This is a genomic window from Aquisediminimonas profunda, assembly GCF_019443285.1.
Classification (GTDB): Bacteria; Pseudomonadota; Alphaproteobacteria; order Sphingomonadales; family Sphingomonadaceae; genus Aquisediminimonas; species Aquisediminimonas profunda.
This window is the reverse complement of the sequence record NZ_CP080327.1, coordinates 1,901,268-1,916,385: the sequence shown is the minus strand read 5'-3', so window position 1 is coordinate 1,916,385 and position 15,118 is coordinate 1,901,268. Positions and strand designations below refer to the sequence as shown.

Here is a 15,118-nt window from a genome sequence, read left to right as displayed (position 1 = left end):
TTCAATCGCTGCCAAAGACCCGCGTGAAGATAGTGTCGACATGTTTCAAGTGATACGCAAGGTCGAACTTCTCTTCGATTTCCGCTGGGGAAAGGGCAGCAATCACGTCGGGATCGGATTTGAGTAACTCGAGCAGCGACAGCGCGCCATCGGAGTCCCAGACCTTCATCGCATTGCGTTGCACAAGCCGATAAGCATCTTCCCGACTGACGCCAGCCTGGGTAAGCGCCAGCAGCACGCGCTGCGAATGGACCAGCCCGCCCATCTTGTCCAAATTCTTCTGCATCCGCTCCGGATAGACGAGCAACTTGTCAACGACACCGGTCAAACGAGCGAGCGCGAAATCGAGCGTTATCGTTGCATCTGGGCCAATATAGCGTTCGACCGAGGAATGGCTGATGTCGCGCTCATGCCAAAGAGCAACGTTTTCCATTGCCGGCATGGCATAGGCCCGGATCATGCGCGCGAGCCCGGTCAGGTTTTCAGTCAGGACCGGATTGCGCTTGTGCGGCATTGCCGAAGAGCCCTTCTGACCCGGAGAGAAATATTCTTCCGCTTCAAGAACCTCGGTCCGCTGGAGATGGCGAATTTCGGTCGCAAGCCGCTCAATCGATGAAGCAATCACGCCCAGCGTAGCGAAGTACATGGCGTGGCGATCGCGGGGAATGATCTGGGTCGAAACCGGTTCGACTGCGAGGCCCAGTTTTTCGGCAACATGCGCTTCGACCCTAGGGTCGATATTGGCGAATGTCCCCACCGCCCCAGACACCGCGCAGGTTGCAACGTCCTTGCGCGCCGCAATGAGGCGATCACGGCCGCGAGAAAATTCGGCATATGCCTCTGCCATCTTCAGGCCGAACGTGACCGGTTCTGCGTGGATGCCGTGACTCCGGCCAATGCATGGCGTCATCTTGTGTTCGAAAGCACGGCGCTTGATGACGGCAAGCAGTTTGTCGAGATCGTCGATCAGTATGTCGGTGGCGCGAGCCAGCTGAACGGCGAGGCATGTGTCCAGAACGTCGGAGCTCGTCATCCCCTGGTGCATGAAACGCGCTTCGTCGCCCACATGCTCGGCAACCGAAGTCAGGAAGGCGATGACGTCATGCTTCACTTCCGCTTCGATCTCGTCGATGCGCGCAACATCGAAGCCGCCGCGTTCCCAAATGGCCTTTGCAGCCTCCTTCGGAACGACACCGAGTTCTGCGAGTGCATCGGTCGCATGGGCCTCGATCTCGAACCAGATCTGGAACCTCGTTTCGGGCTCCCAGATCTTGACCATGTCTGGACGGGAATAGCGCGGGACCATGAAACATCCTTGTGTCGAAAAGGGGAATGCGGAGGCCCTCTAACAGAGGGTACCGCAGGCTTCAAATCGCGTCGGCCAACTTGTGCGATTTTCCTGCGGGCCATCGGGACCGGCTTTTGGCTGACGCTTTACAAGAACTCGGACTAGCAATTGCGTCAGGCCCAACTCAAGCATGCCGCAGTCTAGTCTGATCCGATGGATCAGGTCGACCTTGAACTAATCCGCAGTGTGGCTGCGCGGCAGGAGATTGCGGAAGTGCTCGCACGTTATTGTCGCGGGATAGATCGCTGTGATGCTGAAGAACTGGATCGGGTCTTCGCTGACGACGCCACGCTGGATTATGGAAGCGGTCCACAGGATAAGGCATCGACGTGCGCCTCGCTGCTGCAGGCCCTCTCTGGAATGCGGCTCACCCATCACCGAATCTGCAATACGATCGTCGAACTTTCTGGGAACCGCGCACGGGCCGAAACCGGCTGCGTGGCTCTGCACATCTTGGGTGAGCACGGCGCCGAAGTGGAAATGACTGTGGGGGGTCGTTACCTGGATACGCTCGAACTACGGGACGGCGCGTGGCGCATCACTGAGCGTCTCTATGTCATGGACTGGAATCGCCAAGGGCCAACAACGATGCAGGTCGTTGGCGGACTTTACAACAGTTTGCGCAGACACGGCGCGCGCAAACCGGATGATCCGCTCTACGAATGGAATGTGCGATGATCGAACGCGACCCCGCGCTACAGGAACTGCTTGACCATCGTGCGATTAGCCAATTGTCGATAGACTATATGCGCGGCCTCGACCGGCTTGACCTTGAGCTGCTGCGTTCGGTCTATCATCCCGATGCCACAGACGACCGAGGTTTCTTCGCCGGATCGGGGAGCGATTTTTGCGAGTTTGCCATTGAGATACTGCGCGACCACAAATTCAATCATCACATGCTTGGCCAAATGAACATCTCAATCGAAGGCGATGTCGCTTTCGGCGAGATCTACTTCAATGCCTACCATCGGATTGTTGCGGAAGGCGTCGAAACGGACTTTGTCGTGATTGGTCGGTATGTCGACCGTTACGAAAGGCGCGCCGGGATCTGGAAAATCGCGCACCGAAGCGAGCTCAACGACAGTTGCTGGAGCATGCCGGCCACAGACAATTGGCTGCGCGAGACTCCGTCGGCGCTGCGCGGTGCGCGTGGCGACAACGACCTGTCATCCCGACGCCAAGAAGTACGTACCCGATGACCGAGAAGAAAATCGCACGTTGCCCCGGTCCTTCGACGCAGGACATTGTTCTGGCCGATGCCGCGCCCCCGCCCGAAACCTTCATTGCAGAGGCTTACACCTATCTTGGCGATGAGGATCTTTCGTACGATGCTTATTCGAGTGAGGACATCGCGCGCCTCGAACGCGAACGGTTATGGCCACGAACTTGGCAAATGGCGTGCCGCGAAGAGGAATTGCCGGAGCCCCGGGATTATGTCGTCTTCGATATTGCAGACGAAAGCGTGATCCTCGTTCGACAAGAGGATGGATCGATCCGCGCTTTCATAAATAGCTGCGTCCATCGTGGCATGCAGCTTTTGCCATCAGGTGCACGTGGGCGAACCGCTTTACTTCGTTGCCCTTTTCACGGCTGGACATACGGGTCCGATGGCGCACTGAAGTCCCTGCCCTGCGCGTGGGACTTCGACCATGTCGACCGCGCGAACAGCGGCCTGGACGAAGTCTCTGTTGAGCGCTGGGGTGGCTTCGTTTTCGTATTCCTGGGGCGCGACCCTCCGCCACTAGCGGACTTTCTCGATCCCGTGACCGCGCTTGATCTGCCCGTGCCAATGGACGAACGGCATATCGTCACGCACGTCCGCAAGCATCTGCCGGCGAACTGGAAGCTTTCTGTCGAGGCATTTCTCGAAGCCTATCACGTGATCGCAACCCATCCCGAAGGACTTCAGAGCGCGGGCGACGCCAATTGCCAATATGATCTCTTGGGGCCCCATGTCAGCCGCTTCATCCACACCATCGGATTTCAGAGCCCGCACCTCAAGAGTGCGCCGACCGAGGAAGAGATGCTTGAACGTCTTGACCGCGGCCGCGCACGTTTGAAACTTCAGCCGGGAGAACGCGCACGCGATGTTTTTGCCGCTCATCTGAGAACAGTGATGGCTGAGCAGACCGGGGTCGACCTGAGCGCAGTCTCATCCACTCAAATGATGGATTCCATCGAGTATTTCTGCTTCCCCAATTTCGTCTTCTTTCCGGGCATATCGCTTCCAATGGTTTACCGGTTTAGCCCGGACCCGGACTCGGTTCACCGTTGCTTTTTCGATCTCTGGTTCTTGGCCCCAACCCGGCCGGGAGAACGGCCGCCTCCCCCGCCAGAGACCATTGACCTCGCGCTGGACGAGCCATTCGCGTCTGCGCCCGGGCTCGACCCCAAGCTCGCCTATATCTATGATCAGGATGTCGATAATCTTGCCAGATTGACCCGCGGCATCCGGGCGAGCCGCAAGCCCGGCCAGACATTGGGCACCTATCAGGAAGTCCGGATACGCCACATGCGCCAGACGCTTGCAGCCTATCTCGCGGACGGATAGTTGCCCCTGCTCACAGCAGGTTGCAGTTCGGCGAGCCTTTGATCGCTGGGTAATCAAAATTTCGGGCCATTGTATCCGATTGCTTCCAGGCAGCGTATTAAGAGTGCCGGAGCGACAAGCGGTCGCCAATCCGGCAGATGCCGGAAAGAGACGCCGCCATGTTCAGCTTTAACAAGTCTTTGACAGTAAGCCTGCGTATCTGGTTGAAAATCTATGCTTCCATCATGACCACGGTCCGGCCGCTCATTGATCTTGGAGGGCGTTTCTGGATTTTCCAGGCAACCGTGATGCCAGCGATGGACGGTCTCGACGGCAGCTTGCTGATCAAGATCGCAGCGGCAACCTTGCTCTTGATTGGCCTTGCCGGGCGAGGGTCTGCTTTGATCCTGCTTTTGCCAGCCCTGATTGCCCAATTCAGCGGCGATCCATTCGATAGCACATTGTTTCAGATTGTCTTTCTGATGTGGTTTGTCACGCACGGGGCCGGGGCCTTTTCCCTTGATGCGTTGTTTGTCTCCGGCCTTCGTCAAGGCGCCCTTCCCATATTCCCGAGCGTGATCAAGCTCGCAAGATCTCTGGATCGCCACGGGCAACCGGTCTTGCTTCTATTGCTCCGCCTTTGGCTGGCTGCCACCTGGTTTTACCTCGGCTTCCTGCCGGAGACATCCCAGCAAGCTGCTGCATTTTTGCCCGTGAACACCTTTTCGAACACGCCGCCCAGCTTTGCCATGATCGGCTTGCCACTGGCGCTGCTCGGGATTGCCATGCCCGTGCAACTTGGGCTGCTCGTTCTGGGCATCCTTGGGCAGCAGGCAATGAACGTCATGGCTGGCCTCGAAATGACCGGCGTCGACCCGATGGCCCTTCTCTTGTGCGGCCTCATGGGCTTTTATGGCGGTGGCTGGCTTTCGATTGATGGATTTATTTCGAATTGGCTGCAGAGCCACGTCCTGTTTGAACGGCGCAATGACCACATCCCCGACAATTGGCCGCGCGTTGTTGTTGTGGGAGCAGGTTTCGCAGGACTTGCCTGCGCTGCAAGGCTCGCTCGTCTGCCGGTGAAGCTAACCGTTATTGATCGCCAGAATTACCATCTTTTCCAGCCGCTGCTCTACCAGATTGCCACGGCCAGCCTCTCCCCCGCGGATATTGCAATCACGATCCGTGGGCTGTTCCGGTCAGACCACAATGTGAACGTGCTGCTCGGGGAAGTTACTGCTATCGACAAGCAGAAGAAGCAGGTCATGACGGCAACAAAAGCCGTGCCATATGATATGCTTGTTATCGCGACGGGTGCCCAGCACAGCTATTTCGGGCGCGACGAATGGACGCCCTATGCGCCGGGCCTCAAGCGCATCGAAGATGGCGTTCAAATCCGGGGCCGCGTCCTGCGCGCTTTCGAGCATGCCGAAGCTGCTGCGAGCGAGGAGCAGCGCGCAAGGCTGCTCAACTTCGTCATCATCGGTGGAGGTCCGACAGGCGTTGAAATGGCCGGAGCCATTGCCGAGATGGCACTCAATGGCCTTAGAGACGATTTTCGCGCAATTGATCCTGCCACGGCACGCGTCATCCTCATTCATGCTGGAGACCGTTTGCTGCCGACCTTTGCCCCGGAAATGTCTGTAGAGGCCCAAAAGGCGCTTGAGCGACTTGGCGTCGAAGTCCGCCTAGATGCGCGCGTGACTGAAATTGGCCCGCAGTCAGTGTTCATGGGTGACGAACAGATCGAAACGGAAACCGTGATTTGGGCTGCAGGCGTAACCGCCTCACCCGCTGCACACTGGCTGGGCATCGAACCCGGTCCTGCGGGGCGCGTCTCGGTGGACGGCGATCTTTCCGTGCCGGGCCATCCCGAAATCTTCGTGATTGGCGACGTCGCGTCGAGCTTGGGCTGGAACGGCCAGCCTGTACCAGGACTGGCCCCTGCGGCAAAACAGCAGGGCCGTTATGTTGCCGACCTGATCCGGGACAAACTCTCCGGCCGGCCAAAGCCTCCTGCGTTTGTCTATCGTCATCAAGGCAACCTCGCGACAATCGGGCGGAAATCCGCAGTCGTCGAAATCGGTCGGCTGAAGATCGCCGGCGCGCTGGCCTGGTTCCTTTGGGGCGCCGTCCACGTCGGCTTCCTTTCAGGCGTCAGAAACCGGATTGCCGTCGTAACGAACTGGATCTGGTCCTATTTTACACTGCGCTTTGGCGTCGGCCTCATAACCGGTGAGAAATCCTGACTGCTTTGGCAGCAAGCAGTCCCGCGGAACTCCCGGCGCTCGCTCAACGGCCGGCCGCGCGCCCCTCACCCAGCAGCAGTTTGCTGACATCTCCCCCTGTCCTGAAGCTATGGAACAGGAGATAGGTAGAGAGGAACAACATCCCGCCAAAGAATGCCACCAATCCCAGACCTATGCCAGCGAGGCTGAACTGATGGCGCCAGGATACCCAGATCGCCGAAAGCCCGAGAAATGTCATGAAATCGAGGTTGAATTGGCCTGGCCATGCCATTTCAGCCATGTCTCCGAAGAAAACCGGCATCAGGTTCAGCCCGTGATTGGCGATTGTTACTGACGTATATCCAATGATCGCAATCAGGCAGGCAGTCAGGAAAAGTCTGAAGAGTTGCATCATTGCCTCCTCGATTGTTGCGCAACGCGTTCTTCCAGGAAGAAGCAGCGTGCCAGCATGGCGAGCAGCCCCACACTTCCTGTGGCGAGAAGCAGAGCCAGCCACGGCCAAGGCCGCATGCCAACGGCTCTCGTGCGAGGCAGGAGCAAGGACCATCCGATCCCAAGAGCCAGCAACAGGTCAAACCAGATCTGATTGCCCCAAGCGTTGCGCGTGTGTTCGACCCACACTCCGCCAAGTCCCCCTTGTGCCAAGGCAAAGAGCGACCAGCCAAGAAAGAGGACTGAAAATGCAGCCGGAATTCTCCATCCAGCCGGTTTCGCTGCTTGCCTTCCGTTCGCCGCCATCACTGCAGTTACGAGAAAGATTGCAAGTGCGCCTATGGGAAGGAACTCATATAGAGGCTCGTACATGTGAGAATCCTGTAGCATTTGCTACACACTAAAATAATGTAGCATATGCTACAAGAGGAAATATGAGCATCCGGGACGAACAGCGCGAACGTGTTGTCGAAAAACTCTCTGCCCATTTGCTCGCGAACGGTCTTGCGAAAATGAGCCTACGCCAGCTTGCCGCCGCCGCGGGCGTCAGCGATCGCATGCTGCTCTACTATTTCGAGGACAAGGCGGAAGTGCTGTCCGCATCATTGGAACGCATCGCCGGGCAAATGATGGCGTCTCTTGAACGTGCCTTGCCAGAGGGGCAGGTTTTTCACGTTGCTGACTTTGTTTCGCGTGCCGCAGGCGTCGCTGGTCAACCGGAAATGCGCGGTTTCATGAGACTCTGGGTCGAAGTCATTGCAGCAGCAGCCCGCAACGAAGTGCCATTCGCAGCAATTTCCAACCAGATCATTTTCGGATTTCAAGCTTGGGTAGAATCCCGCCTTGACCTGCCTGATGGGGTCGACCGCGCCGGAGTTGCACTGGCGATCATTGCCCTTATCGATGGTCTGGCGCTGATTGAAATCTGTGTCGGCGAACAGCCAATGGCGCGTGCCGTTCGCGCGCTTGCAATTCTGACATCAGCCGGCGGAACCCCGCAATCTGCCTGAACCTGCGCTGATCAGACCAAGCGGCTTTGCTTGACCGCAGCCTCAATGAAGCTTGCAAAGAGCGGGTGCGGGTCAAATGGTTTGGATTTCAGTTCCGGGTGAAACTGGACACCAACAAACCATGGATGATCGGGGCGCTCGACAATTTCGGGCAATTCGCCATCGGGCGACATGCCGCTGAAAACCAATCCACCCGCTTCAAGTGGTGCCTTGTAATGCGCGTTGACCTCGTATCGATGCCTGTGCCGCTCCGAAATCGAGGTCGTCCCATAAATGCTGGCGACATGGCTGTTGCCTGAAAGCGTTGCCTCATAGGCGCCCAGGCGCATTGTACCCCCGAGATCACCGCCAGCCTCACGCTTCTGCAGTCCCTCCTCACTCATCCATTCGGTGATGATGCCGACAATGGGTGAGCCGCCAGAGCCGAATTCACTGCTGGTCGCATCAGCGATACCAGCCGTATTCCGCGCACCTTCGATGCACGCCATTTGCATACCAAGGCAAATGCCGAAGAATGGCACCTTGCGTTCGCGCGCGAATTTGACACTCGCAATCTTGCCTTCGCTGCCGCGCTCTCCAAAGCCTCCGGGAACAAGGATAGCATGCATCGGCTCCAATGCTGCAGCCACATCGCTTTCGGGCTGTTCGAAGAGTTCGGCATCGATCCAGTTGATCCGGACCTTGACACGGTTTGCCAGACCGCCGTGGATGAGTGCCTCATGAAGCGACTTGTAAGCATCCGGAAGGCCAACATACTTGCCAACGACACCAATGGTGACTTCGCCCTCGATATTCTTCTGCCGGTCAATGATGTCATCCCATCGACCAAGGTCAGGAGGAGAACCCGGCTCCATTCCGAATGCACGAAGGACTTCGTTATCGAGACCTTCTGCATGATATTGAAGCGGTACCGCATAGATGCTGCTGGCATCGAGTGCCTGGATCACCGCCTCCTTGCGAACGTTGCAGAACAAGGCAATTTTTGCCCGTTCACCTTCCGGAAGCGGGTGCTCGGTGCGACAGAGGAGGATATCCGGCTGAATGCCGAGGCTCGTCAATTCGCGCACGCTGTGCTGGGTCGGCTTGGTCTTCAGCTCTCCCGCGGCTGCGATATAGGGGACAAGCGTGACATGAATGAACACCGTATTGGTGCGCCCGACATCATTGCGCAGCTGCCGGATGGCTTCGATGAACGGCAGCGACTCAATGTCGCCGACAGTTCCACCAATTTCGCACAAGACGAAATCGAGGTCATCAACGTCAGTCATCGCAAAGGCCTTGATGGCATCAGTGACATGGGGAATCACCTGAACCGTCGCCCCCAGATAGTCGCCTCGACGTTCACGTGTAATGATCTGCTGATATATGCGACCGGACGTGACATTGTCGGATTGGCGCGCCGCGACTCCGGTAAAGCGCTCGTAATGCCCAAGATCGAGATCCGTCTCGGCACCGTCATCCGTTACATAAACTTCGCCATGCTGATAGGGCGACATCGTCCCGGGATCGACGTTGAGATAGGGATCGAATTTCCGAATGCGGACACGGTAACCACGCGCCTGCAGGAGCGCGGCAAGCGACGCTGCCATAAGCCCTTTGCCAAGCGAGGAAACCACGCCGCCGGTAATGAATATAAACCGCGCCATGGGAGGAGAGGCTTAGACACCTCTATGCAGATTCGGCAAGGGGCAGAACCCCTTTGAGCAGGAAATATTATTGTGGTTTGTCGGCGGGAGCCGATGCAGGCGCAGACGGGGCTACCGTTACGGGAGGCGGTGTGACTGTGCCCGACTTCTGAGAAACTGGCGCAGAAGCTGGATTTGACTTGGGTTTGGCAGGGGGAGTCGATGCGACTTGCTTGGTCTGCACTGCGGGCGGTGCCTTCGTTGATACGGCGGCAGGTGCCGGTGTCGAAACCGCGCCGCCAGTTTCAGTTCCGGCAAGGGGAACGTCAGAGGCAGGGGCAGCAGGCGCCGAAACGGGCTGTCTGGCAAGCGATGTATCCAGTTCTGCAGGCGCGCGGTTGAATGTCGCGAGACCGGCCAGTCCGATAGAAAGCAACACGAAGAGGCTTGCTAGAATCGTTGTCGCGCGCGTCAGGAAATCCGCTGCGCCTCGTGCTGTCATGAGACCTGAGGGGCTTCCACCACCAGCAAGCCCGCCGCCTTCAGAGCGCTGCATGAGAATAGTCCCGACCATGGCTGCGGCAATGATCGCGTGAACGACAAGAAGGAATTTATACATGGGCGCGGCCCTTAGCGGAGCGAGGGCAGCGGATCAACCGGCATTGGCGTGGCCCCGGAAAACCGACCACTCGTTGCAACCTTTGGCGTGAGAACAAACCTTTTGATGGCAGGAAGCGAGGCATCAGGCCCTCCTCTATCCGAATAGAAAACGGCCCTGGCGGGGAGGGGTCCCGGCCAGGGCCGCATCTTGGTGACCAGGTGTTGACCGGCCTGGATCACCGAGATCGCATAAGAAGTTACGTTGAAGGCAAGAGAACCGTGTCGATCACATGGGCAACGCCGTTCGACTGATAAACGTTGCGTTCTTCGGCCGAGATTTGGGATTTGTTGCCGGTTGCGTCCGTGAGCGTGTAGTTATCCCCGTCCTTCGAAACCGTAAGCGAGCCGCCTGCGACTGTCTTGAGCTTCGCCTTGCCGCCGCCTGCAGCGATTTCCTTGTCGAGTTCTGCAGTGTCCAGCTTGCCCGAAACAACATGGTAAGTCAGGATACCTGCCAGCTTCTGCTTGTTTTCCGGCTTCAACAGCGTCTCGACCGTGCCAGCAGGCAGCTTCTTGAAAGCGTCATCATTCGGAGCAAACACGGTGAACGGTCCAGCACCTTTCAGGGTATCAACCAGACCAGCCGCGCCTACGGCAGCGACCAGCGTCTTGAGATTGCCAGCTTTTGACGCATTCGTCACAACGTCATTCGCAGGATCCATCGGCGCGCCGCCGACCATCGGCATATCGCCTCCTGCCATTGCGCCGTCTGCCATCGCGCTATTGTCCATCATGGCTTCATTGTCTGCCATCATGGCATTGCCGTCTTCGGCAGGCTTCTTGGAACATGCAGTCATGGCCATTGCAGCAGCAGCGATCATGAGCGTTTTGACGACAGTCTTCTTCATGCGGTAGCCTCATTTCAAAATAGTTTGTTGCCCCTGCCACAGGTGCAAGCGTGAATGCCCCGAGCAAATGCGCCGGAGTTATCTGCTATATTGGCGAGGCATCCGATTTGGATGCACACTTGGCTGTGATTATTTTGCTGCGTCGATAATCGGCACGAAGTCCGTCGCTTTCAGGCTTGCGCCGCCAACAAGAGCGCCATCCACGTCGGGGATATGGAGCAGTTCGGCCGCGTTCGAAGGCTTCACGGAACCGCCATAAAGGATGCGCACCTTGGCCCCTTCATTGCCGAGAAGTTCACTCAGACATTTGCGAATGGCAGCATGCATGTCTGCGACGTCTGCGATAGTTGGGGTTCGACCAGTTCCGATTGCCCATACCGGTTCATAGGCAATGACCAATGATTCACCCGTTCCCGCCTCCGGAACAGAGCCCCGCAATTGACTTGTCACGACTGCAACGGCCTGGCCGGCGTCACGTTGAGCTTCAGTCTCCCCCACGCACACGATCGCGATCAGACCGCCGGCGATAGCGGCAGTGGCCTTTGCCTTTACTTCGGCATCGGTTTCGTGATTGTCTGTGCGCCGCTCGCTGTGCCCGACGATAACCAGCTGCGCTCCGGCTTCCCTCAGCATGTTGACAGAAAGACAGCCGGTGTGCGCTCCGGATGCATTCCAGTGACAGTCCTGCGCTCCGATTGGCAGCGTGGGCTGGCGGGCTGCGGCCGCCGCAATCAATGTTGCCGGCGGGCAAATTGCGATATCCAGATTGTCCGATGCTGCCGCAGCAATTGCGTCAAGCTCAGCGAGCGCCGCCAACGACCCGTTCATTTTCCAGTTCCCGGCGACCAGTTTGCGCAATGCCATAGCCCCTAAGCCCTTTCCCAAAGCCCGCTTGAAGCGGAACCCGCGCCGCCCTATGGCGAGCCGCAACCAACTTCAAGCCGGAAGCCTGTACATGATTTCCTTTTTTCGCCGTGCGCTCTCATCATGGGTACTCCTCGGTCTGCTCGGGCTGATCATGATTGCCTTTATCGTGACGGGTGTCGGCACGCCTTCAGGGTTGGACAACCTCTCGGGCGGCGGCTCCAACGTGGCGAAAGTTGGGAGCAGCAAAATTACGTCGACCGAAGCGGCTTCTCGCGTTCAAGCCCAACTCGACGGCGCCCGCCAGCAAAACCCGGGGCTCGATATCGGGACTTTTGTTCGGTCTGGCGGTGTCGACCAAGTGGTGGACCAGATGATCAATGGCCGCGCGTTCGAACAATTTGGTCTGAAATATGGAATGACAGTAAGCAGTCGCCTTGTGGACGGAGAAATTGCAAGTATTCCAGCATTTCGCGGGCCTGCAGGATCGTTTGACAGAAACACGTTCCTGGGCGTGCTTGCCCAGCGGAAGCTGACCGAACGCGTCGTCCGGGAAGATTTCGCCCGCGACAAGATGACCAATGCCTTGATCCTTCCTGCTGCAGGCGCTGCGCGTGCGCCCGTCGGGCTGGCAACGCCCGTGGCCGCACTGTTGCTTGAGGCACGGATGGGGCAAATTGCAATGGTGCCGACATCGGCAATGAGCAACGGTGCGCCACCAAGCGATGCGGAGTTGCAAAAATTCTACCAGCGTCAGGTGTCCCGCTATACTGTTCCGGAAACCCGCATTGTCCGCTACGCCTTGTTTGATCGCAGCAGGTTCGAAGGCAAGATCGTACCGACCGAGGCCGAAATCGCCCAAGCCTACAAGGCCAACGCCGCCCAATATGCAGCAAAGGAAACGCGGGTCTTCAGTCAGGTTGTGGCGCCGAACCAAGCTGTGGCTGCTCAAATTGCGGCAAAGGCGCGCGCAGGGACGCCGCTGGCATCCGCAGCCAAGGCTGCCGGTACAGAGGCAACCACGCTTGCCGCGCAGGATGAGGCTGCATACGCTGGATTGGCTGCATCTCCCGCGATTTCCAAGGCAGCCTTTGCTGCGGCAAAGGGCGCCATACTTGACCCCCAAAAATCTCCGCTTGGCTGGCTGGTCATCCGTGTTGACGCGATCAACCGGACTGGCGGAAAAACGCTCGCAGATGTCCGTGCAACTTTGGCAGCACAAATCGTGAAGCAAAAGGTCGATATCGCCATTGCAGATTTTGTGACGAAGATTGAAGATGAAGTCGCCGACGGTTCCACATTTGACGATGTGGTCAAGGCCGAAGGTCTGACGGTGGTGACGACGCCTGCGCTGACGGGTAGCGGCATTGCTCCCGATGCGCCTGGTTTCAAGGCACCGCCGGAACTGCAGCCCATTTTGCGCGATGCCTTTCAGGCCGAAGTCAATGACGATGCGGCCGTGCTGACCATCACCCCCGGCCAGAGCTATGGTTTTTATGATCTTGACCGGATCAATCCTGCCGCACCCAAGCCGCTCGCCAGCATTCGAGCTCAAGTGCAGGCCGATTTCCTGCAGGATCGGGCATCAAGGGAAGCAAAGCGCATTGCGGATGCCATCGCGCTCAAGGCCAATCAGGGTGCACCTTTGGCAACCGCCATGGCTGGCGCAGGTGCAGCTTTGCCAGCCCCAAGGCCAATTGGCGCGCGCAGGATCGATTTTTCGCGGAGCCAGCAGAAAGTGCCGCCGGAGCTTGCCTTGCTGTTCAGCATCCCCGCCCGTCATGCGCGGGTTCTTGAGGCGGAAGACAAGAAGGGCTGGTATGTAATCTGGCTCGACAAGATCGAACCCGGCAATATCGCCAGCGAGCCGAATCTGGTGAAAGTGATGCAGGGCGAGCTTTCCCGATCATTGGGCGACGAATATGCCCAGCAATTTGCCGCTGCGATCAAGGTCGATGTCGGCGTCAAGAAGAACGACTCGACCATTGCCGCCCTCAAGCGCAGCTTGACGGGTGCCGCGACGAGCCAGTGAACCCGGAGGCCGACGGACTTGCCCGGACGCAGCTTGCCCAAGGCAAGCCTGCGCTGGTCTGGCGCGCGCTGATTGCTGACACCGAAACACCGGTATCCGCGGCTCTGAAGCTCTTTGAAGCGGAACGCGGCGATTTTCTGCTTGAATCGGTTGAAGGCGGATCCGTGCGTGGACGATATAGCCTCTTGGGGCTTGCGCCAGACCTCGTCTTTCGTGCTCGCGGCCAGCATGCGGAAATCAATTCGACATGGCTGACCGATCGAAGCGCCTTCCAGGAACTCGAAGAGCCAACGCTTCCTGCATTGCGCAAGCTGGTGAATTCCTGCCGCATCGATGTCCCACAAGGACTGCCGAGTGCACTCGCCTGCCTGGTGGGTTATTTTGCCTATGAGACGATCGGTCTTGTCGAAGATCTGCCTCGGCCTGCACCCAATCCCCTCGACTTGCCGGATATGCTTTTCGTCAGACCAACACTCGTTTTGGTGTTCGACCGGCTTTCCGACCAATTGTACCTTGTTGCGCCCATATGGCCGGAAAATGGAAATGCGGAACGTCAGGTTGCGCTGGCTCTGGACAGCATAGAGGCCGCTGCGGCCCGCTTGGCCCGCCCCTTGCCGGTGCAGTCCGGGCATCCGGACCTTGCGACACTTGAGCCCGCATCGTCGGTCCTGCCACCCGGCAAGTATGAAGAGATGGTGCTGAAGGCGAAGGACTATATCGCGGCAGGAGACATATTTCAGGTTGTCCTGGCCCAGCGATTTACACAGCCCTTCCCCCTGCCTCCGTTCGATCTCTATCGCGCCCTCCGGCGGATCAACCCCTCGCCGTTTCTTTACCATCTTGATCTGCCCGGTTTTGCGTTGACCGGGTCCAGCCCGGAAATCCTCGTTCGGGCGCGGGACGGAGAAGTGACGATACGCCCGATTGCCGGAACCCGGCCACGCGGCAGGAATTCAGTCGAAGATGCTGAAAACCGTGCGTCGCTGCTTGCCGATCCAAAAGAGCGCGCCGAGCACCTGATGCTGCTGGATCTCGGCCGGAACGATGTGGGTCGCGTTGCAGCTGCCGGCAGCGTGACCGTGACGGACAGCTATACCGTCGAATTCTACAGCCACGTCATGCACATAGTCTCGAACGTCGTCGGACAGTTGGCGCCCGGGAAAGACGCACTTGACGCATTGTTTGCGGGCTTCCCTGCAGGAACGGTATCCGGCGCACCAAAGGTTCGAGCCTGTGAAATCATTGCGGAACTTGAGCCCGAAACACGTGGTGCCTATGCCGGAGGAGTTGGCTATTTCAGCCCGAACGGCAATATGGACAGTTGTATCGTCCTCAGGACAGCTGTTGTCAAAGACGGGGTCATGCACGTGCAAGCCGGTGCCGGAATCGTCACCGACAGCAACCCCGATTACGAGCAGCGCGAATGTGAAGCCAAAGCCGGCGCCCTGATGGCAGCGGCAAAAGAGGCATTGAAAGTCGCGAGCGAGGCCGGGTTCGGACAATAATGCCTCGCCGCCCTT

At 58.1% G+C, this 15,118-nt stretch carries 14 protein-coding genes; 7 read left to right on the top strand and 7 right to left on the bottom strand.

The window, feature by feature from the left end; translation table 11 throughout:
- Position 1: 1 nt before the first annotated feature.
- Positions 2–1,306 carry an adenylosuccinate lyase gene (purB, locus tag K0O24_RS09520; RefSeq protein ID WP_219892510.1) on the bottom strand — a complete coding sequence of 435 codons (1,305 nt, stop codon included), beginning with the start codon at positions 1,304–1,306 and terminating at the stop codon, positions 2–4.
- Positions 1,307–1,501: 195 nt separating this feature from the next.
- Between purB and K0O24_RS09515 the strand changes: the two genes are divergently transcribed.
- From K0O24_RS09515 to K0O24_RS09500, 4 genes are all read left to right on the top strand, one after another.
- A complete protein-coding gene (locus K0O24_RS09515; RefSeq protein ID WP_219892509.1) occupies positions 1,502–2,026 on the top strand; it encodes a nuclear transport factor 2 family protein in 525 nt (174 codons plus the stop codon).
- Positions 2,023–2,547, top strand: a complete 525-nt coding sequence (locus tag K0O24_RS09510) for a nuclear transport factor 2 family protein (protein WP_219892508.1) — start codon at positions 2,023–2,025, stop codon at positions 2,545–2,547. The genes K0O24_RS09515 and K0O24_RS09510 overlap by 4 nt, the downstream gene beginning before the upstream one ends.
- Positions 2,544–3,899, top strand: a complete 1,356-nt coding sequence (locus tag K0O24_RS09505; protein WP_219892507.1) for an aromatic ring-hydroxylating oxygenase subunit alpha — start codon at positions 2,544–2,546, stop codon at positions 3,897–3,899. The genes K0O24_RS09510 and K0O24_RS09505 overlap by 4 nt, the downstream gene beginning before the upstream one ends.
- A gap of 224 nt (positions 3,900–4,123) precedes the next feature.
- Positions 4,124–6,127 (top strand): NAD(P)/FAD-dependent oxidoreductase, encoded by a 2,004-nt coding sequence (locus K0O24_RS09500; RefSeq protein ID WP_219892506.1) that lies wholly within the window; start codon positions 4,124–4,126, stop codon positions 6,125–6,127.
- Between the two features lie 43 nt (positions 6,128–6,170).
- On the opposite strand, the gene K0O24_RS09495 is transcribed toward K0O24_RS09500, so the two are convergent.
- Together K0O24_RS09495 and K0O24_RS09490 are read right to left on the bottom strand one after the other, a co-directional pair.
- The gene (locus K0O24_RS09495) at positions 6,171–6,521 is read right to left on the bottom strand and encodes a hypothetical protein (RefSeq protein ID WP_246610941.1); all 351 of its coding nucleotides are present in this window, start codon (positions 6,519–6,521) and stop codon (positions 6,171–6,173) included.
- Complete coding sequence (locus K0O24_RS09490) at positions 6,518–6,931, bottom strand: hypothetical protein (RefSeq protein ID WP_219892505.1); 414 nt, start codon at positions 6,929–6,931, stop codon at positions 6,518–6,520. The genes K0O24_RS09495 and K0O24_RS09490 overlap by 4 nt, the downstream gene beginning before the upstream one ends.
- 62 nt (positions 6,932–6,993) lie before the next feature.
- Here K0O24_RS09490 and K0O24_RS09485 point away from each other — a divergent pair, with 62 nt between their 5' ends.
- Positions 6,994–7,569 (top strand): TetR/AcrR family transcriptional regulator, encoded by a 576-nt coding sequence (locus K0O24_RS09485; protein WP_219892504.1) that lies wholly within the window; start codon positions 6,994–6,996, stop codon positions 7,567–7,569.
- A gap of 11 nt (positions 7,570–7,580) precedes the next feature.
- On the opposite strand, the gene pyrG is transcribed toward K0O24_RS09485, so the two are convergent.
- From pyrG to tpiA, 4 genes are all read right to left on the bottom strand, one after another.
- Positions 7,581–9,215, bottom strand: a complete 1,635-nt coding sequence (gene pyrG / locus K0O24_RS09480) for a CTP synthase (RefSeq protein ID WP_219892503.1) — start codon at positions 9,213–9,215, stop codon at positions 7,581–7,583.
- Between the two features lie 67 nt (positions 9,216–9,282).
- Positions 9,283–9,813 carry a preprotein translocase subunit SecG gene (secG, locus tag K0O24_RS16955; RefSeq protein WP_219892502.1) on the bottom strand — a complete coding sequence of 177 codons (531 nt, stop codon included), beginning with the start codon at positions 9,811–9,813 and terminating at the stop codon, positions 9,283–9,285.
- 238 nt (positions 9,814–10,051) lie between these two features.
- Complete coding sequence (locus K0O24_RS09470) at positions 10,052–10,702, bottom strand: fasciclin domain-containing protein (protein WP_425514728.1); 651 nt, start codon at positions 10,700–10,702, stop codon at positions 10,052–10,054.
- Between the two features lie 129 nt (positions 10,703–10,831).
- On the bottom strand, positions 10,832–11,566 hold the full coding sequence (gene tpiA, locus K0O24_RS09465) for a triose-phosphate isomerase (RefSeq protein WP_219892501.1): 735 nt from the start codon (positions 11,564–11,566) through the stop codon (positions 10,832–10,834).
- A 91-nt stretch (positions 11,567–11,657) separates the two neighbouring features.
- Between tpiA and K0O24_RS09460 the strand changes: the two genes are divergently transcribed.
- On the top strand, positions 11,658–13,598 hold the full coding sequence (locus K0O24_RS09460; RefSeq protein ID WP_219892500.1) for a peptidylprolyl isomerase: 1,941 nt from the start codon (positions 11,658–11,660) through the stop codon (positions 13,596–13,598).
- Entirely contained in the window at positions 13,595–15,103 is a 1,509-nt protein-coding gene (gene trpE, locus K0O24_RS09455; RefSeq protein WP_219892499.1) for an anthranilate synthase component I, read from the top strand. The genes K0O24_RS09460 and trpE overlap by 4 nt, the downstream gene beginning before the upstream one ends.
- Positions 15,104–15,118: the final 15 nt, after the last annotated feature.